General features: G+C 72.5%; 12 protein-coding genes. 1 reads left to right on the top strand and 11 read right to left on the bottom strand.

Translation table 11 applies throughout. The annotated features are described in order from the left end of the window. Nucleotides 1–32: 32 nt before the first annotated feature. On the top strand, nt 33–1,112 hold the full coding sequence (locus ACWDRW_RS31585; protein ID WP_451729168.1) for a DMT family transporter: 1,080 nt from the start codon (nt 33–35) through the stop codon (nt 1,110–1,112). On the opposite strand, the gene ACWDRW_RS31580 is transcribed toward ACWDRW_RS31585, so the two are convergent. The 11 genes from ACWDRW_RS31580 to ACWDRW_RS31530 all read right to left on the bottom strand — a co-directional run bounded on the left by ACWDRW_RS31580 (nt 1,109) and on the right by ACWDRW_RS31530 (nt 18,845). After that, entirely contained in the window at nt 1,109–2,188 is a 1,080-nt protein-coding gene (locus tag ACWDRW_RS31580) for a Zn-dependent alcohol dehydrogenase (protein WP_451729056.1), read from the bottom strand. The two genes, ACWDRW_RS31585 and ACWDRW_RS31580, sit on opposite strands and share 4 nt — an antisense overlap. 14 nt (nt 2,189–2,202) lie before the next feature. Continuing rightward, nucleotides 2,203–3,588, bottom strand: coding sequence for an aldehyde dehydrogenase family protein (locus tag ACWDRW_RS31575; RefSeq protein WP_451729053.1), 1,386 nt, complete (start codon nt 3,586–3,588; stop codon nt 2,203–2,205). A 110-nt stretch (nt 3,589–3,698) separates the two neighbouring features. Next, nucleotides 3,699–4,166: a DUF3574 domain-containing protein gene (locus tag ACWDRW_RS31570; RefSeq protein ID WP_451729051.1), complete on the bottom strand. Its 468-nt coding sequence runs from the start codon at nt 4,164–4,166 to the stop codon at nt 3,699–3,701. 19 nt (nt 4,167–4,185) lie between these two features. Next, nucleotides 4,186–5,520, bottom strand: a complete 1,335-nt coding sequence (locus tag ACWDRW_RS31565; RefSeq protein ID WP_451729048.1) for an ABC transporter ATP-binding protein — start codon at nt 5,518–5,520, stop codon at nt 4,186–4,188. A 175-nt stretch (nt 5,521–5,695) separates the two neighbouring features. Beyond that, a complete protein-coding gene (locus tag ACWDRW_RS31560) occupies nt 5,696–6,517 on the bottom strand; it encodes a class F sortase (RefSeq protein ID WP_451729045.1) in 822 nt (273 codons plus the stop codon). Nucleotides 6,518–6,716: 199 nt separating this feature from the next. Then, nucleotides 6,717–7,307 (bottom strand): hypothetical protein, encoded by a 591-nt coding sequence (locus ACWDRW_RS31555; protein WP_451729042.1) that lies wholly within the window; start codon nt 7,305–7,307, stop codon nt 6,717–6,719. A 182-nt stretch (nt 7,308–7,489) separates the two neighbouring features. After that, nucleotides 7,490–8,731, bottom strand: a complete 1,242-nt coding sequence (locus ACWDRW_RS31550; protein ID WP_451729039.1) for an MFS transporter — start codon at nt 8,729–8,731, stop codon at nt 7,490–7,492. A 25-nt stretch (nt 8,732–8,756) separates the two neighbouring features. Then, nucleotides 8,757–10,160, bottom strand: coding sequence for a CitMHS family transporter (locus ACWDRW_RS31545; protein ID WP_451729036.1), 1,404 nt, complete (start codon nt 10,158–10,160; stop codon nt 8,757–8,759). Between the two features lie 134 nt (nt 10,161–10,294). Beyond that, nucleotides 10,295–12,526: a molybdopterin oxidoreductase family protein gene (locus ACWDRW_RS31540; RefSeq protein ID WP_451729034.1), complete on the bottom strand. Its 2,232-nt coding sequence runs from the start codon at nt 12,524–12,526 to the stop codon at nt 10,295–10,297. A gap of 69 nt (nt 12,527–12,595) precedes the next feature. Then, on the bottom strand, nt 12,596–18,019 hold the full coding sequence (locus ACWDRW_RS31535) for a caspase family protein (protein ID WP_451729031.1): 5,424 nt from the start codon (nt 18,017–18,019) through the stop codon (nt 12,596–12,598). After that, entirely contained in the window at nt 18,000–18,845 is an 846-nt protein-coding gene (locus ACWDRW_RS31530) for an alpha/beta fold hydrolase (protein ID WP_451729029.1), read from the bottom strand. The genes ACWDRW_RS31535 and ACWDRW_RS31530 overlap by 20 nt, the downstream gene beginning before the upstream one ends. Nucleotides 18,846–18,899: the final 54 nt, after the last annotated feature.

Below are 18,899 nucleotides of genomic sequence, written 5' to 3'. Positions count from 1 at the left end.
TCCGATCCTTCCTTCCTAGCCTCTGGAGCATGATGAACGCCGCCGTCCGTCGTACGGAACTACTCGCCGCGGGGGCCGCCACGGTCACCGTGGTGCTGTGGGCCTCCGCCTTCGTCTCGATCCGCAGCGCGGGTGCCGTGTACTCGCCGGGCGCGCTGGCGCTGGGGCGGCTGCTGGCCGGGGTGCTGGTCCTCGGGGCCATCTGTCTCGTACGGCGGGAGGGGTGGCCGCCACGGTCGTCCTGGCCCGGGATCCTGATATCCGGGCTGCTGTGGTTCGGGTTCTACATGGTGGCCCTGAACTGGGGCGAGCAGCAGGTGGACGCGGGCACGGCGGCGCTGGTGGTGAACATCGGGCCGATCCTCGTCGCGCTGCTGGGCGCGCGGTTGCTCGGTGACACCATGCCGCCGCGGCTGCTGGCGGGCATGGCGGTGTCGTTCGCGGGAGCGGTGACCGTGGGGTTGTCGATGTCGAGCGGGGGCGGTTCCTCGCTGCTCGGTGTGGTGCTGTGCCTGCTGGCGGCGATCGGGTACGCCGGGGGCGTGGTCGCGCAGAAGCCGGCGCTGGCGACAGCGAGCGCGCTGCAGGTGACGACGTTCGGGTGTCTGGTGGGCGCGGTGGCCTGCCTGCCGTTCGCCGGGCAGCTGGTGACGGAGGCGGCCGAGGCGCCGGTGTCGGCCACGCTCAACATGGTGTACCTCGGCGTCTTTCCGACCGCGCTGGCCTTCACGACGTGGGCGTACGCCCTCGCCCGGACGACCGCGAGCCGGATGGGGGCGACGACGTACGCCGTGCCCGCGCTGGTCGTCCTGATGTCGTGGCTGGCGCTGGGTGAGGTGCCGGGGGTGCTCACCCTGGCGGGCGGGGCGCTGTGTCTGCTGGGGGTGGCGGTGTCGCGGTCGCGGCCGTCGGCTTCGGGCGCGGGTGGGGGTGCGGGTTATGCCGAGGGCTCCGTCCCCGGCACGCCGCTCGGCCCGGAACAGGCCCCGCCCTCGACCGCCGAGCAGGGCCTGTCCCAGAGCCTGGAACAGGCCCCGTCCCGGACCGGCGGACGGACCCCGTCCCAGACTCCCGAGCAGGCCCCGTCCCCGGTCGCCGGGCAGGCCGACTAGAACGTCACCAGGGCCCGCCCGCCCTTCCCCGCCAGCATGTTCTCGAACGCGGCCGGGATGCCCTCCAGGCCGATCCGCTCCGTCACCAGCATGCCCAGGTCCAGGCGGCCCGCGCGGACGTGGTCGGCGAGGACCGGGACGTCGCGGGCGGGGTCGGTGTTGCCGTAGACGCAGCCGGAGAGGGTGCGGCCCCAGTGGAAGAGCTCCAGGGCGTTGAAGGTGACCTGCTGGTCCTTGCCGCCGATGCCGACCACCGTCGTACGGCCGCCGCGGCGGGTGGAGTCCCAGGCCGTGCGGATCGTCGAGGCGCGGCCCACGCACTCGATCGCCACGTCCACGCCCTGCTTGCCGGTCAGCGCGCGGATCTCGCGGGCGGTGTTGTCCGAGGCGATCACGTAGTCGGTGGCGCCGGCCGCGCGGGCCAGCTCCTCCTTGGCGGGGGACACGTCCACCGCCACGATCCTCGACGCGCCCGCGATCCGGGCCGACTGAAGGGCGGCGAGGCCCACTCCCCCGACGCCGTACACGGCCACCGTCTCCCCCTCGCGCACCCGCGCCGAGTGGTGGACCGCGCCGTAGCCGGTGAGAACCGCGCAACCCAGCAGGGCGGCCTCGGAGAGCGGGACGCCGTCCGGGGCGGGGAGGACGCAGGACGCCGGGACGACCGTCTCCTCCGCGAACGCGGCCACGTTCAGGCCGGGGTGGAGGTCGGTGCCGTCGGCGGCCCGGGCGTACACCTCGGCGGAGCCGTTCAGGGCGTTGGCGCACAGCCACACCTCGCCCAGCGCGCAGGCCGGGCAACCGCCGCAGGAGGGGGCCCAGTTGAGGACGACCCCGGCACCGGGCGCGATGTGCCCGACGCCCTCGCCCACGGCGACCACGGTGCCCGCGCCCTCGTGGCCGAGGACCGCGGGGACCGGTACCCGCATGGTGCCGTTGGACAGGGACAGGTCGGAGTGGCAGACGCCCGCGGCGGCGAGCCGGACACGGACCTGGCCGGGGCCCGGGTCCGGGAGTTCGATGTCGGCGATCTCCAGCGGAGCGCCCACGGCGGGCAGGACAGCGGCGCGAACCATGGGATTGAACTCCTCTAGAACTGGAGGGACTTGGTCTGGAGGTACTCGGCGAGCCCGTGCGCGCCCAGTTCCCGGCCCACGCCGGACTGCTTGTAGCCGCCGAAGGGGGCGAGAGGGTTGAAGCGGCCGCCGTTGATGTCGACCTGGCCGGTCTCCATCCGGCGCGCGAAGGCCACGGCGTCCGCCTGGTCGCCCCACACCGCGCCGGCGAGGCCGTAGACCGTGCCGTTGGCGATGCGCAGGGCGTCGTCCTCGTCGTCGTAGGGGAGGATCGACAGGACCGGGCCGAAGATCTCCTCCTGCGCGATGGTCATCTCGGGGGTGACGTCCGCGAAGACCGTCGGGCTGACGAACCAGCCCTGCTCGCGCGGGCTGTCGGTGCCGCCCGCGACCAGCCGGGCGCCCTCCTCGACGCCCTTGTCGATGTAACCGCGCACCCGCGCCTGCTGCTGGGCGTTGACGACCGGGCCGATGCGGTCGCCGTACTTGGCGGCGGCGGTCGCGGCCAGCTCGACGGCCTCGTCGTACTGCTCCCGGTGGACGAGCATCCGGGTCCAGGCGCTGCACGTCTGGCCGGAGTTGGACATGACGTTGGCGACGCCGACGTTGACGGCCTTGGCGAGGTCGGCGCTCGGCAGGATCACGTTGGCGGACTTGCCGCCGAGTTCGAGGGCGACCTTCTTGATCGCGGCGCCCGCCGTGGCGGCGATCCGCCGGCCGACGGCCGTGGAGCCGGTGAAGGAGACCAGGTCGACACCCGGGTGCTCGACGAGGGCCTGCCCCGCGACCGGCCCGAGGCCGGTGACGAGGTTGAAGACACCCGCCGGGATCCCGGCCTCGTGGACGGCCTCGGCGAAGAGCTGGGCGGTCAGGGGGGTGTCCTCGGCCGGCTTCAGCACGATCGTGCAGCCTGCCGCGAGCGCGGGGCCGGCCTTGGCGACGATCTGGTGGAGCGGGTAGTTCCACGGGGTGATGGCCCCGACCACGCCGATCGGCTCGTGCACGACGGTGGAGTTGCCCACCTTCTCCTCGAAGGCGTACGTCGCGGCCAGCTCGGCGTAGGAGCCGGCGACCGCGATCGGCACGGAGGCGTGGACGGCCTGGGAGAAGTTGAGGGGTGAGCCGAGTTCGGCGGTGACCGTCTCGGCGATCTCGTCCTTGCGGGCGGTGAGCACGTCCCGCAGGGCGGTCAGGCGAGCCGCGCGTTCGGCGGGCGGGGTGGCGGCCCAGCCGGGGAGCGCGGCGCGCGCGGCGCGTACGGCGGTGTCGACGTCCGCGGCCGTACCGGCGGGCACCCGGCCGATCACCTGCTCGTCGGCCGGGTTCACGACGTCGATCATGTCTCGGTCGGTGGCGGGGTGCCATGCGCCATCGATGTAGAAGCCGTCGTGTGCCTTCATCGGGTTCCTTCCGGGCGTCCTGCGTCTGCGGGCACCCATAAACTAGCGCCGTTAATTTTACGGCACCAGCCACCGCCCGCATGGCACAGCTCACCCTCCCCCGAAGCCGCTCAGAAGTCGACCCTGGCCCGGTCGTCCACCCTCCCCACCGACTCCTGGGCGAACTCCTTCTCATAGGCCCGGCGGATCTCCTCGATCTTGCGGTCACTGGTCTTCGCCGCCGCGACCGGGTACAGGAGGATCAGCTCGTAGGACCGCTCCTTCTCGATCGAGCCGCTCGCGTCCCGCCACTGGCCGCGGCCGGTCTGCACGGTGAGGCCGCCGGGGAAGTCGGGGGTGACCTCCTCGTCGACGAACCTCATGAACTGTTCGTCGGTGACGGCCGGTCCGCCGTCGGGGCGTGCGGTGCCGAAGAAGAGCTGGGTCTCGACATAGGGCTCGCCGCGCTGTGGGGCGGTGGCGGCCCCGCCGTCGTCGAGGGTGGCGTACGCGGTCGGGGCGGCCACGGCGAGCAGGAGGCCGGCGGTCACCAGGACGGCACGGCTGCGAGTCGGGCTCGGTGTCGTGAGGAGCTTCATGCCCCACCCAATACGACGGTCACTCCTCCAGATCCGGCAGCCGCGCCGGGGCCGGGCAGATCCGTTCGCCGTGCTGGTCGAAGACGAACAGATGGGCGATGTCGACCAGGAGCGGCACCTGCATCCCGTGCCGCAGGTCGATGTCGGGGGTGGTGCGCACGATCAGGTCGCCGGGGAGCCGCCCCTCGGGCGGGACGGGTTCCGACGCGGGCTCGGGATCCTCCAGCACGACGACCGGTCCCGCCCGCAGCGCGCCCGCCCGTTCGCGGAGCCGGTCCAGCACCGTGCCGCCCTCCCGCCTGCGGCGCCGGACCCGGCGCAGCGGGCGCGGCGCCTCCAGCTCGGGCACGAGGGCGGGACGGGAGCCGGTGTTGAAGTGGACGAGCACCTCGTGCCCCTGGAACTCGACGTGCTCCACGAGACCGGTGATCAGCACCTCCCCCGGCCGGGCCGAGGCGGGCTTGCCGATCCGCACGGACTCCGAGCGCAGGCCCACGATGACCTCGCGGCCCTGCTGGACCCGGAGCAGCTGGTGGTCCTGGGAGAGCGGTTCGGGCAGCCGGAGGTACTGCTTGCCGAGGCTGATGGTCATCGCGCCGTCGAGCGGGGCGCGCACGAGTCCGCGCAGCAGGTTGATGCGCGGGGTGCCGATGAAGGCGGCGACGAAGACGTTGCGGGGCAGGGCGTAGACCTCGCGCGGGGTGCCGATCTGCTGGAGCACCCCGCCGCGCAGGACGGCGACCCGGTCGCCGAGGGACATGGCCTCGGCCTGGTCATGGGTGACGTAGACCGTGGTGACGCCCAGCTCGCGGGTGAGCTTGGTGATCTCGGCCCGCAGGTGGTTGCGGAGCTTGGCGTCGAGGTTGGACAGCGGCTCGTCCATCAGGAAGGCGGAGGGGTGGCGGGCGATGGCCCGGCCCATGGCGACGCGCTGCCGCTCACCGCCGGAGAGCTGCGCGGGCAGCCGGTCCAGGAGGTCCTCGATGCCCAGCATCCGGGCGGTGGCGTCGACGCGCGGGCCCGGGTCCTCGTCGGGCGCCTCGATCCGCAGCGGGAAGCCGATGTTGCCGCGGCTGGTCATGCTCGGGTACAGGGCGAAGTTCTGGAAGACCATCGCCATGTCCCGGCCCGACGGCGGCAGATCGTTGGCGAACTCGCCGTCGAGCCGCAGCTCGCCCTCGTCGATCTCCTCCAGTCCGGCGATCATCCTCAGCACGGTCGACTTGCCGCACCCCGAGGGACCGAGCAGCACGAGGAACTCACCGGGCTCGATGTCCAACGTGAGCCGGTCCACCACGCGGACGCCCTTGGTGTAGCACTTGCTCACGTCGTGCAGAGAGATGGCGCGTGTCATGAGGGGTGCCCCCGGGGGCTACGTCGGCGGCCAGGGTGCTCCGCGGCTGGATGCCCCGTCCGGATCGCACGGGGCCTGTGAGTCACGGAAGTTAACGGAATGTGTGCGGGCGGGGGAAGGGAATGGGCGGGATCTGCTGCGGCCGTCCAGCAGGTGAGAAAGCGGATGCCCGAATTCAGCGCCGGCGCGGGCCGGTCGGGGCCTCGCGGACCTCCACGAGGTGGGCGAAGACCACGACGTTGCCCGAGTATCCGGTCCTGCGGTCGTAGCTCCCGCCACAGGTGATCAGCCGCAGCTCGGGGCGGCCCCGGGCGCCGTACACCTCCCGGTTGGGGAACCGGTCCTTCTCGTACTTCCTGACCGCGTCGACGGTGTAGACGGCGGTCCGCCCGTCGGCACGCCGGACCTCGACCCGGCGCCCGCGTTTCAGCTCGGTGAGCCCGGCGAAGACGGCGGGTCCGGTGTCGGTGTCGAGATGCCCCACGGCGACCGCGGTGCCCTGCTCCCCGGGCGACGGTCCTTCGGCGTACCAGCCGACCAGGTTCGGATCGTCGTCGGGCGGCGCGGGCAGCTTGCCGTCGCGGTCGAGCCGGAGATCCATGACCGGCGCGTCGACTTCGAGGTAGTCGACGGCGAGCCGGGTGGCACGGGAGCGCGGAAGGGGCGCCTCCGGTCTCGGACTCGCTTGCGGAGGCGGGCGCTTCGGGGCGGGGCGTCCCGGCGACGGCCGCAGGGAGGGGCGTTGCGAGGGGCGTTGCGCGGACGGCTTCAGGGACGGCCGTTTCGAGGACGGGCGCTTCGGAGTGGCCATGGGGGCAGGCCGTACGGCGGCGACCTTGCCGAGCGCCGGCAGACCGACCCCGTGCACATCGGTCCCCCCACCCCTGCCGACGGCTGCCCCGGAACTCACCGGAGAGCCCGGCAGGGCGGCCTCGACCGCCCCACCGGACTCCTCGTCCTGCCCCCACCAGGCCCCACCGCTCACGAGCGCGACCACGGCCAGCACCGTCCTGGCCAGCCGATAGCCCCGGGTCCGGTACCAGGGCTTACGGCGCGTGGACGAACACCGCGAAGCAACCCTGGGTCGGTCAACTCCTCCAGGGGGCGCGGGGAACTGCGCGACAAGCCCACGCGGCGCCGCACCCGACCGAAGACCCCGCGTGGCACCACCCCCTTCGGCCAACCCGGCGGAGCGCCTACGCTTCACGCCGACGCAGCCGGAACCACACCACCCCGGTCACCGCGGCCAGACCCACCGCAGCGGCCCCGGCGACCGGCGCGAAGGCGTCGTCACGCGCCATGCCACCACCACCGGCCGGCGGACCGCCGTTGGGCCCGGGAGGCGCCGTCGGCTTGGAGATGGGGCAGTCGACCTTGAAGACCTTGAACTTGCCCGCGCCATGGCCCTGGGAGGTGGTCCAGGTGAGCTTGTACTGCCCGTTCGGCAGCCCGAGCGGGATGGTGTGGGCGGTGCCGTCCGACTCGATGGTGACGGTGTTGTCGGGGTAGGCGGAGTTGGGCAGCTTGGGGCCACCGCGGACCCCGGGGTGGGTCTTGATGGTCCAGACGACCTGCTCCCCGGCGTCGAAGTTGAAGGCGGCGAGGTAGAAGTCGCAGACCTTGGGCTCGTTGCGCTGGTCGGCGAAGGGCGTGCCCACCGAGTGGATCTTGACGTCCCCGTTGTCACCGGGCGGCTGGGCGAAGGCGGCGGGCGCCCCGGCGGCGGTGCCGGCGAGGGTCAGGGCCGCGAGGGCTGCGGCGCGACGTGGGAGTGTGGTGGCGGGCATGCGGGATCCTCCGAGTCAGATTGTCGTACAAATCGCACTTGATCTGACTCTTTGTCACATCTCCGCCCCGGACACGCGAAGCCGCGCCCTACGACCCGTCAGCCATCGCTCCAACGGCTCACAGCCGCTTCGGCTCACAGCCGCTTCGGCTCACAGCCTCTTCGACTCGCAACCTCGTCGGCTCACAGTTTCTTACGGCTCACAGCCGCCCGTGATCGGCGGCGGGGCGGGCCCGCGTCGCCGTTGCCTCCGGCCGGCTTCGCCGGTGAGCGCACCGCCACACCGGCGGAGGCCAGCAGCAGCACCCCCAGCATCACGAACGGGGCCGCCACGCCCGCGACTCCGGCGACCAGGCCCGCCGTGGCGGGCGCCGCGACCTGGCCCAGGCGGTTGCCGGTCAGGCGCAGCGCGAGGGCGGTGGAGCGGGCGCCGTCGGGGGCGGCCTGGACGACGGTCGTCATGGACAGCGGCTGGCCCACACCGAGGCAGAAGCCGAGCGCGGCGAGCATCACGGCCAGCGCCCACACCGGCACCGGGAAGGCGACGGCGGCGCACAACAGCGCCCCCAGCAGACAGGTGACGGTCAGCAGGGCGGGGCGGCTGAGCAGCCGCAGCAGCGGGGTCAGCACCAGCCGGCAGGCGATGGTGGCCGCCGCGCGCAGGCTCAGCAGCAGACCGATCACCGAGGGCGCGATGCCCCGGTCCTCGCCGACCACCGGGAGGTAGGCGGTGAGGACGTCGGTCGCGGACAGCACGGAGAGGCTGATGAGCATCCCGGCGGGCACGCCCCGGGTGCGCAGAATGCGGTGCACCGGGACGCGGTCACCCTGTGGCGTACGGGACTCGGGCGTCGTACGACGGTCCTCTATGCGCCACAGCGAGGTGACCGCGGCCGCCGCGACCGCCCCCGCGACCAGCAGGGCCAGCGCGCTGCTGCCGGCCATGTCGTGGCCGCCGATCAACCCGCCCGCCGCGACGGGGCCGATGAGCTGGCCGAGCGAGGCGCCGATGGTGAAGTGGCCGAAATTGCGGTCCTGTTCGTGCGGGGCGGACTGACGGGCGACGAGGGACTGGGCGCCGATGACGAAGGAGAGGTGGCCGAGGCCCATCACCCCGCTCCACAGGGCCATCGTCCACAGGGAGTCGGCCAGGCCGCTCAGCGCGCAGCCGCCGGAGATCAGGACCACTCCGACGGGCAGCAGCGGCGCGCAGCGGCCGTGGTCGGTACGGCGGCCGAGAGGCACCGCCGCGAACAGCGGGAGCAGCGCGTAGACGCCGGCGATGACACCGACCGCCGCCTCGTCGGCGCCCAGACCGAGGGCCCGGTAGGAGACGGCGGGCCGCGCCATCGACACCGCCCCCTGCGCGAAGCTGAAGGCGATGACGAGGCGGAGCAGCCAGCCGCGGTTCCCACCGGGCGCCATGGTTCAAGTCCTCCGAGAACGTGGGTCAGATGATGCCGAAGAGGATGCCCGCCGCGAGGATGACGAGACAGGTGGCCGCGGCCCACTTGACCACGAACCGGGTGTGGTCGCCGAACTCGACCTTGGCCATGCCGACGAGGACGTAGACGGCCGGGACCAGCGGGCTGGACATGTGCAGCGGCTGGCCGACGAGCGAGGCGCGGGCCATCTCCAGCGGGGAGACGCCGTGGGCGGCACCGGCCTCGGCGAGGACCGGCAGGACGCCGAAGTAGAAGCCGTCGTTGGACATGAAGTAGGTCAGCGGGAGGCTCAGCAGACCGGTGACCAGGGCCATGTGCGGGCCCATGCCCTCGGGGATGACGTCCACCATCCACTTGGCCATGCTGTCGACCATGCCGGTGCCCTGGAGGACGCCGGTGAAGACGGCGGCGGCGAAGACCATGCCGGAGACGTTGAGGACGTTGTCGGCGTGGGCGGCGAGTCGGGCCCGCTGGTCGGGGATGCGCGGGAAGTTGACGGTGAGGGCCAGCGCGGCGCCGAGCAGGAACAGCACCGGGATCGGCAGCCACTCCATGATCATGGCGGTCAGGAGGGAGACCGTGAGCAGCGCGTTGAACCAGTACAGCTTGGGGCGCAGGGTGTCGCGGTTCGGGTCGAGGCCCTGGAAGTCGTCGGCCTCCGTCTCGGCGTCGGTACCGGAGCCGCCGGTCACCTTGGTCATGGAGACCTTGCCGTCGCCGGAGCCGCCGGACGCACCGGCACCCACCAGGACCGTCTCCGCCTCCTGCGGCTCCAGCACCTCGTCCAGCGTGAGCACGCCGAGCCGCTTGCGCTCGCGCAGGCCGAGGACGTACGAGAGGACGAACACGAAGAGCAGTCCGACCAGGAGCGCCGGGATCATCGGGACGAAGATGTCGCTGGCGTCGAGCTTCAGCGCGGTGGCGGCGCGGGCGGTGGGGCCGCCCCACGGCAGGGTGTTCATCACGCCGTTGGCCATGGCGGCGACACCGGTCATCACGACCAGGCTCATCTTCAGGCGCTTGTACAGCGGGTACATGGCCGAGACGGTGATCATGAAGGTGGTGGAGCCGTCACCGTCGAGGGAGACGATCGCGGCGAGGACGGCCGTCCCGACGACGATCCGCATCGGGTCGGCCTTCGCGAACTTCAGGATCCCGCGCACGATCGGGTCGAAGAGGCCGACATCGATCATCACACCGAAGTAGACGATCGCGAACATGAGCATCGCCGCGGTGGGGGCGAGGCTGGTGACGCCTTCGATGACGTAGTCACCGAGCTGGGCGCCCTTTCCGACGAAGACGCAGAACAGTGCCGGGATCAGCACCAGCGCCGCGATCGGTGACATCTTCTTCATCATGATCAGGACCAGGAAGGTCGCGATCATGGCGAAGCCGAGGATGGTCAGCATGAGTGGATACCTAACGTTCGCCCTTGAACATCCCACCAGGGACGGCGGTGCGATGACGTTAGGTCCCCTCAAACAGCGTTAACAAGACGTTGACACGCGAGCAATAAGCGCAAAACTCCAGGTCAGAGCTTTGCTCAGGTCACAGGGGTGAGCTGGACGGGGAATCCGTTGAGGACGGCGTTGCCCGAGAGGGGGTCCAGCAGGCTGCCGTCGAGGAGCTGGTTGACGTTGACGCCGGGGTCCTTCAGAGCGTGGCTCATCCGGGTGCCGGGCCGGTCGTGCCCCCAGCCGTGCGGCAGGCTGACGACCCCGGGACGCACGGCGTCGGTGACCTCCGCGGGCGCGACGACCTCGCCGCCGTCCCCTTTGAGTCGTACGGCCGCCCCGTCCCGGACGCCGAGCCGTTCCGCGTCGTCGGGGTGGATGTGCAGCGTGCAGCGGTTGGTGCCGCCGGTGAGGGCGGGCACGTTGTGCATCCAGCTGTTGTTGGAGCGCAGATGGCGGCGCCCCACGAGGACGAGCCCTTCCGGACGCTGCCGCAGAGCCTCCCGCAGCCGGGGCAGATCGTCGGCGATGGGCGCGGGCAGCAGCTCGACCTTGCCGCTCCGGGTCTTGAGCGGCTGGGGCAGCCGCGGGGCGAGGGGCCCGAGATCGATGCCGTGCGGATGCGCGAGCAGCTTCTCCAGGGTCAGCCCGTCGGGTCGTACGCCGAAGCCGTCGCCGTACGGACCGAGGCGCAGCATCATGTCGAGCCGCCGCTCGGGGCCGGTGTCGCCGAAGAGCAGCGCGGCGAGTTCGCGCGGGTCGCGTCCGTGGGCCGGGGAATGCGCCTCCTTCACCGCCTTGCCGAGGGTCTGGCCGATGACCATGTCGTCGACGGCGGACGGCTCGGCACCGTGCATTCCGGTCGCGGCGAGGATCAGCCGGGCCAGGATCTCGGTCTCGGCCATCCGGCCGGGCTCCAGCGGGACCGCGGGGCGGGAGTAGCGGACCTGGTTGCGCACGGCGAGCGTGTTGAAGGCGAAGTCGTGGTGGGGGCTCTGCGAGGGCGGGGGCGGGGGCAGGACGACATGGGCGTGGCGGGCGGTCTCGTTGAGATAGGGGTCGACGCTGACCATGAAGTCGAGCGTGTCGAGCGCCTGGTCGAGCCGGTCGCCGTCGGGCACGGAGAGGACGGGGTTGGCGGCGACGGCGATGAGCGCGCGGATGGGCTCGCCCTCGTCGGTGGCGGTGTCGATCTCCTCGGCGAGCGCGGAGATCGGCAGCTCCGACTTGGCCTCCGGGTGCCGGCTGACCCGGGAGTGCCAGCGACCGAGCGCGAATCCGTGGCTGGGTCCGGCGGGCCGGGGGGTGCGGTCGGTGGCGGCCTGCGGGAAGAGGGCACCGCCGGGCCGGTCGAGGTTCCCGGTGAGGATGTTGAGCACGTCCACCAGCCAGCTGGCGAGGGTGCCGTGCGGGACGGTGCAGCTGCCGATGCGGGCGTAGACGGCGGCCGTGGGGGCGGCGGCGAGGTCGCGGGCGAGGGCGCGGATGGTGCCGGCGTCGACGTCACAGGCACCGGCGACGGCGTCGGGCGTGAAGTCGCGCAGCTGCGCCCGGAGTTCGTCGAGACCGTGGACGTGCCGCGCCAGGTGTCCGAGGTCGGTCAGGCCCTCCTCGAAGAGGACGTGGGCCATGGCCGCCAGGAGGAGCGCGTCGGCGCCGGGGCGGATCGGGATGTGCCGGTCGGCGAGCTTGGCGGTGCGGGTGCGGCGGGGGTCGACGACGGTCAGGGTGCCGCCGCGGGCCTTCAGCGCCTTGAGCTTGCCGGGGAAGTCGGGGGCGGTGCACAGACTGCCGTTGGACTCGAGGGGGTTGGCGCCGATGAGCAGGAGGTGATCGGTGCGGTCGAGGTCCGGGACGGGGATGGCGTTGGCGTCACCGAAGAGGAGTCCGCTGGAGACGTGCTTGGGCATCTGGTCGACGGTGGAGGCGGAGAAGACGCTGCGGGTACCGAGGCCGGCGAGCAGGACGGGCGGGTAGAGGGCGCCGGCCATGGTGTGCACGTTGGGATTGCCGAGGACGACTCCGACGGCGTTGGCCCCGTACCGCTCGACGACGCCCCGGATCCCCTGGGCGACGGCGTCGAAGGCCTCGTCCCAGGTGGCCTCGCGCAGCACGCCGTCCTTGCGTACGAGGGGCGCGCGCAGTCGGTCGGGGTCCCCGTCGACGGCACCGAAGGAGGCGCCCTTGGGACAGATGAACCCCTTGCTGAACACATCGTCACGGTCACCTCGGGCACTGGTGACCCGGGTCCCCTCGATGGAGAGCGTGAGCCCGCAGGTGGCCTCGCACAAGGGGCAGATTCGCAGAGCGGTGCGGGACACGGGTCCTCCCGGGGGCAGCGGTGCCTGTCTTGGGCGAGCATACCGACCGGTATGGATGCTGGCGAGGGGTCAGAGCCGGTCGAAGAGGATGGGGCCGTTGCGGGTGCCGACGATCAGTTCACCGTCGGGTGCGGCGACCAGGGCGGTGCAGGGCGCCGGCAGGTCCAAGGCGCAGTGGACCATGCCGTCGTACGTACCCATTACGACCAAGGTGGTGTCGCCGGCCACCGCGTAGGTCTCCCCGCCGGGCAGCAGGGCGGCATGGTGGGCGACGACCGGCATCGTGTACTCGTACGTGACGGGTGGTTCGGGCGCCGGAGTACGGCGGTGCCACGGGCGGCCGGTCCGGCGGCGGGCCGGCGGCCGTTCGCTCGTCGAGGTGAACCGGCTGTGCAGGGCGGGCCAGGGCACGACTCTGGCCTGGGAGACGCCGACCAGGAGCAGCTCGGAGCCACCCCGCCCGTCAGGGGCGAGGACCCGCATCAGCGAGTCGTCACGCAGCCATACGGCCGCCCAGCGCCGGGTGGTCGTGTCCAGCACCCGGACGACGTCATCACTGACCTGAGTGACGACGAGGAGCCGACCGGCACAGCGCACCGCGTGCAACTCGGACTTCTCGGTCCGCCCGTCGCCTGGGGCCGAGCACGGCTGGTCGGGGAGCGGCCCTCGGTCGACGTCGTGGACGCAGACCCGGCCGTCGCCGTCCGGATGCAAGAAGCGCGGGGCGCCCGCGTCCCACACGACGAGGGACAGCAGTGCCTGCGCACCTGCGCCGTCCGGCAGCACGGCCAGTCGCGTCCCGGGGTGGTGGTGCGGTACCGGGGTTACCAGCGGCCTGCTCGCGGAGGCGAGCGGGGCACCAGTCACGAAATTCCAGTACTCCAGCAGACCGTTCTCGCCGCGGGCGAACAACGTGGGCCGGAGGTCCCCGCCGGGCGAGCGCCGGGTCACCGACGCTAGTTGCTGCACCGCGCTGTCGCCGACGGGACGCAGGCGGCGGATCAGCTCGCCCCGCTCCCCGTCCCGCACCTGGACCGAGCCGTCCGCCGCACCCACGACGACCGCGACGGCGCCGTCGTACGGCACGGCCGCGACCGCGGAGACGGGCCGCACGACGTCCAGCGCCGCCACCATCCGCCGTCCTTCCGGAGTCTCCCGAACCCACCAGACCTGTCCGCCCTCGTCACCGCAGAGAAGTCCGTCGTGGGCCGCGTACAGGGAGGCCGGGGTCCGGGACATGGGGCCCTCCCAGCCGTCGTCGTAGCAGACCAGGCGGGCGTCGGTGCCGAAGCCGACGAGCCCCGCCGCGGTGTACGCCAGCGCCCCCACGGCACCCCGGTGAGCGGTACGGGCGGGTCCGAGGGGCCTGCACGTGGGCAGCGACCATTCGCGCACCGACCCGTCGAATCCGCCGACCGCCAGTCGTCCGGAGCCGTCGGGGGCGAGGGCGAGGGCCGAGGTCCACAGCGGTGACTCCGGAAGCGGGCCGTGGACGAACGTGCGGCCCACGCCGACGTCCCAGCAGACGATGCGGCCCGAATCGGTGCCGACCACGACCACGTCCCGGCCCCGAACGCGTCCGATGGCCAACGCGGTCACGATCTCGGGGACGGTGAACTCCTGCTCGCCGACCGGCAACCCGTCTTGCAGCACCAGGATCCTCACCCCTCCACCGTGCTCACCCGTGACCACCAGGTCACGGCCGTCGGCGGTGCGTCCGGTGGTCGCACAACTGATCAGCGGCACCTCCCAAGGACCGGGGTCGAGGACCTGGTGCCGCCACAGCTCGTGCCGCCGGGTGAGGTCCCAGCACCGCACCTGGTTGTCCTCCCCCACGCTGACCAAGGCCGGAGCGCCCGACGGCCCGTGGATCTCGCCCAGTGCGAGGACACGGCCCTCGTGGGCGGTGACCCGGACCGAGTCCGCCGCATGCACGGTGGGCCACAATCGCAGGATCCCGTCCGAGCCGCCCACACAGACGGTGCCGCCCGCATGGCACACGGCGTCGGCTGAGTGTCGCTGGACCTGGCCGCCCAGCCTCTCCCCGGTCACCAGGTCGTACAGCTGGAGCCCGCGGGCGTCGCCCTGGACGGAGACGCAGGCGGTCACGCCGACGTCGAAGACGGTCAGGCGGACGTCGGGGCCCGCCTCGACGCGCAGCGGCAGTCCGATCGGCCGTCCGCTGTCCAGGTCGACGCGGTGCAGCTGCCCATCGGCCGTAACCACGGCGACGATCCACTGTCGGCCGACCCGGTGCACGCCCAGCGAGGCGATGGCGAACCCGCTGGTCAGCAGGGTGCGTACGGGAGCGCCCACGGTGAGGGAAGACAGCCGGACGGTGCTGTCGACGCCGGCGGTGACGAGCAAGCGGCCCATGGGGTGGCCGATGACCAGATCGATGTGGGTGACCGGGCCTTCGTGGTGCGTGGTCACCTCACCCGTCGAGGCCCGTCCGGTGACGTCGTACAGCGTGACCCTGCCGTCCGCCAGACCCAGCAGCAGCGACATCCGGGCCAGTCCGGCGGGCGCGGCACAGGCGGTGACGCGGCTTCCCGGTCCCTCCGCGGCGATGGGAACCGGTTCCTCGGCCGCAAGCCGATCTTTTCGCTCCTCCCACTGCTCGATCTGCCAGCTGTACAGCGACCGGCGTTGTCTGCGGGTGAGGGGCTGATAGTGGCGGGTCCAAAGGAGACGGTGGAGCAGGACATGTCCGGTACGGAACCGCAGCGCCGCCACGACGGGAGTGTCATCGCCATCGGCGAGCAGCACGACCTGCTCCGGAGCGTCCGGCACGCGGCGCTCGGGTTCGGAGTCGAAGGCCGGGCTCGGCGGCAGGACCCACGCGAAGTAGGCGTGTCGGCCCCAGGTGTGCAGCAGACGGGCGTGGTACTTCGTCGAGAGGTCGCCCTTCTCCACCACGCGGTGGGGTTCGGCCCACATGGCCGCGGCCCAGCCCGGCGTCTGAGGCGGCGCGGCAAGTGTCCCCGTGGTCCATGTGGCGGGAGGCTGCCCGCTGGGACGGTAGGCCTCCCCGTCGACCAGGTCGAACCAGGTCGTGCCCCGCGGTGACACCAGATCGACGAAGTCCGCGCCGCCCTCCCGGGACGGCACCACGATCCCCCCGCCCACCCCGATCGTCATCCCCGGGAACTGACGCGCCCCTTCCTCCGGATTCCAGGCTGCCCACCGCGCCCGCCACGGCAGGCCCCCCTCCCCACCGTCGCAGGAGTCCGCCAGCCGCTGCGCCTTCCGGCACACCGCGCGCAGCCGCAGCCTGGCCCGCGTCTCAGGATCGGCGCCCCGCCCCTCCCACGTCCGCAGTGCCCCCTCCAGGTCTCGCACCGCCTGCCCTGCCCGGCGCCCCTCCGGCGTGCGCAACCCCGGCAGCGCGGCGAGCAGTTGGCCCGGCTCGGAACTCAGCACGAACCGCGCGTCCTGGACCAGCGGATCGAGCACTCCGCCCTCACTGGCGTGCAGCGCCAGGTAACGCCGGACATAGGGGTGTTCCACCTCTCTCAAGACCTCCGTGACGCTCCCCTGCACCACTTCCCCGTCCTGTCCCTCCCGCAGGTACTCGATCAGGGCCCGGTGATACACCCGGTACACCGACCCGCCGTCCTCCACGCTCTCCACGACGTACGAACCCGCCGCTTCCCGCAGCCACACGATGTCGTCGTCGCCATAGGGGTGGCCGGTGATGGCGGAGGCGAGGCGGGGCCAGATGCCGGCCCAGGGAAGGCCGGAGCCCTGGGCGTAGGCGAGGGGGAGCAAGAGATCGCGGGCGCGGGACGCCTCCGGGCCGAGGCGTTGCGTCAGGTCGCGTTCCATCGCCTCGCCGGGCAGGCGCGGGAGTTCGTCGCGCCACTGGAGGTCGTACGGGTCGGGTGGGCACGGCGCGCGGGCGATGGTGCGGGCCGTGATCCGGGCGACCAGGAAGGAGCGGCCCGCGGCCTCGGCGACGGCCTCGGCGATGGCGTCGAGCAGACCGGACTCGGCGGCCGAAAGAGCGGAGCCGGGCGGGCACAGCAGCTTGCGGGCGTAGGCGCGGACAGCATCGGGATCACCGTGCCGCTCGGAGTCGAGGTCGATGCGGGGGGCGGCGGCGGGCAGACGGCGCGCTATGTGGGGGCGGGCGCCGACCAACAGGCGCAGTGGCAGGCGGCGCTCGGGGTCGGTGAGGGGGGTGAGGAGTTCGTCGACGACCTCGTGCGGGGCCAGGGCCTCGTCGAGGGAGTCGATGAGGACGACCAGGGGGTTTCGTCGCGTCTGGAGGTGGGCTGTCAGCGCGCCCAGTGACTCCGCGGCGCAGCCCGCCGCCGCGGACAGGGCCTCCAGGAGCTGGCGTGTGGAGAGGTGGCTCGCGTTGATGCGTTCGTCCACCGCACCGGAGGCGGGCAGTTCGGCGGGCAGGCCCACGCGCGGTACGGACGCCGCGCGGGACGGGTCGGTGAGGACCGCCACCAGACCGAGCAGGGAGGACTTGCCGGAGCCGGGGTCGCCGGTCACCACGCAGAGGCGTTCCTCCGCGCGGTCCGGTGCCAGCCACCGCGTCACGTCCTCGATCGCCGCGCGGCGCCCGGTGAAGTTCCAGACGTCCTCGGTCGGTACGTCCGTCCCCCGCGCCCGGGGGACGAAGAAGCCCCGCATGTCCTGTTCCCGGGCATCGCGTTCCCGGGCGCCCAGGGCCACGATGCGGTCGATCTCCTCCAGTCTGAGCCCGTCGGCGTCGGGGATGTGCCGCGGGTTGGGGAGGAAGGCGGGGATGTCGCCGGTGGCGTGGGTGAGGGACCAGACCGGGCGCTGGGCGCGCGGGACCTCGGGGTCGCTGCGGATCGCCGCCATGACGTGCTCGAGGCTGATGTGCGCGGGGGCGTGACCCGCCGTCGCCTGGCGTCGCACCGCCCGGTCGAAGGCGGCGGAGAGGGCGCCGGTGTAGCTCTCTTCCTTGCGCCGAGAGGAGGAGATGAGCACCAGGCCGGTGCCGCCGTGCTCGGTGACCGGCTCCCGGAAGCGGCGTGCCTCCAGCGCGGTGCGCAGGGCGGAGTCGGCGCCCTCCTCGGCATAGCAGGCATCGATCAGCACCAGGAGCCGCTCGATAGCCGTGTCCTCCCACAGGTGGGCGACCAGGTCCTCGGTGGGCAGGGCCGTGCCGCGCAAGTCGCGGGCCTCGCTGTCGCGCAGCAGCAGATAGTGGCGGCCGCTGTGTTCGGCGGTGACGCCATGGGTGGCGAGGTACAGCACGACGTGGTCGTCCGGTCTGCGATCGGGGTCCTTGGCGAATCCCCGCAGCGCGTCCACGAGTTGTTCCCGGGTCGGGTCGAGGCCGATCGGGGCGCCCGTGGCGTAGCCCAGCTCCGTGAGGAACAGCTCCTCCATCCGCCGTACGTCGTCGGCCAGTTCGGGCCGCACCGCCTCCGGGTGCGCCCGTACGTCCGTGACAGCCGTAGCGATCAGGAAGCGGCGCCCGGCCGGCTCAGTCGACGCCGCATCCATCCGTCACCGCCCGGCCTGCCTGCGGGGTGTCGAGATAGCGGGTCGCGTCGTGGGCCCGGCTGCCGTTGTGGACGAGATGGCACTCGACCCGGTCGCCGAACAGCGGGCGCAGGTCCTTCACCAAGGCCACCACGTCGCCCTCGTCCGCGATGTTCGTCCACGCCTCGACCCCGCCCGGCCAGGCGCCGGGTTTCGGCAGCCGGTCGTGGACGAGGTTGCGGATGCCGAGCGGCGAGCCCAGCGTCAGCAGCGCGCGCACCGGCCACTCCGGGTGGGCGCACAGCGCCTCGTAGGCGACGACGCTGCCGAGGGAGTGCCCCACGACGACCCGGGTGCGGTCGGTCACGGCGTCCGCGACGCGCTCCCCCACCGTCTCCCGTACGACCGGGTCGCAGAGGTAGGCGCGGACCTGTTTGAGGTCGAGGATCAGGCCACGCAGGGCCAGGCCCGCGAAGAAGCGGGAGCGGCTGAGCGCGTTCAGCGCGCGTTGGACCGTCTGCGGGGTGCGGGTCAGGGTACGGGCGTCGGGCGGCAGGACGGCATCGTCGGTTCGGGCCGCCTCCGCCCACAGCTCGAGCAGGAGTTCGGTCTCGAAGCCCTCCTCGACGTCCGAGGCGGTGAGGGGCGGGTCCTGGACGGCCAGGGTGCGGCCGGGCGGGCGGAACAGGTCGCCGTAGAAGACACAGCGCACGTCGTCCGCGGGCAGGGGCGCGGAGGCGCCCGCACGGAGCATGCCGTCCGCCAGCGCGGGATGCCACGCCGCGTGCAACTGACGTTCACCCGCGTACTGCTGACCGACCCCGTGAATGCAGACCACCCGAGCCATGGCGTCCCCCCGATACGCGCCCCAAGGGTCTGATCACCTTAGCAACGCGCGACC

It is taken from the genome of Streptomyces sp. NPDC003635 (genome assembly GCF_053587635.1).
Note: the sequence above shows the minus strand (reverse complement) of the source record. Positions and strands in the feature narration are given on the sequence as shown.

Coding starts and splice junctions, on each gene's coding strand:
- ACWDRW_RS31585 (WP_451729168.1), top strand. CDS start 33: ATGAACGCCGCCGTCCGTCGTACGGAACTACTCGCCGCGGGGGCCGCC.
- ACWDRW_RS31580 (WP_451729056.1), bottom strand. CDS start 2,188: ATGGTTCGCGCCGCTGTCCTGCCCGCCGTGGGCGCTCCGCTGGAGATC.
- ACWDRW_RS31575 (WP_451729053.1), bottom strand. CDS start 3,588: ATGAAGGCACACGACGGCTTCTACATCGATGGCGCATGGCACCCCGCC.
- ACWDRW_RS31570 (WP_451729051.1), bottom strand. CDS start 4,166: ATGAAGCTCCTCACGACACCGAGCCCGACTCGCAGCCGTGCCGTCCTG.
- ACWDRW_RS31565 (WP_451729048.1), bottom strand. CDS start 5,520: ATGACACGCGCCATCTCTCTGCACGACGTGAGCAAGTGCTACACCAAG.
- ACWDRW_RS31555 (WP_451729042.1), bottom strand. CDS start 7,307: ATGCCCGCCACCACACTCCCACGTCGCGCCGCAGCCCTCGCGGCCCTG.
- ACWDRW_RS31550 (WP_451729039.1), bottom strand. CDS start 8,731: ATGGCGCCCGGTGGGAACCGCGGCTGGCTGCTCCGCCTCGTCATCGCC.
- ACWDRW_RS31545 (WP_451729036.1), bottom strand. CDS start 10,160: ATGCTGACCATCCTCGGCTTCGCCATGATCGCGACCTTCCTGGTCCTG.
- ACWDRW_RS31535 (WP_451729031.1), bottom strand. CDS start 18,019: ATGGATGCGGCGTCGACTGAGCCGGCCGGGCGCCGCTTCCTGATCGCT.
- ACWDRW_RS31530 (WP_451729029.1), bottom strand. CDS start 18,845: ATGGCTCGGGTGGTCTGCATTCACGGGGTCGGTCAGCAGTACGCGGGT.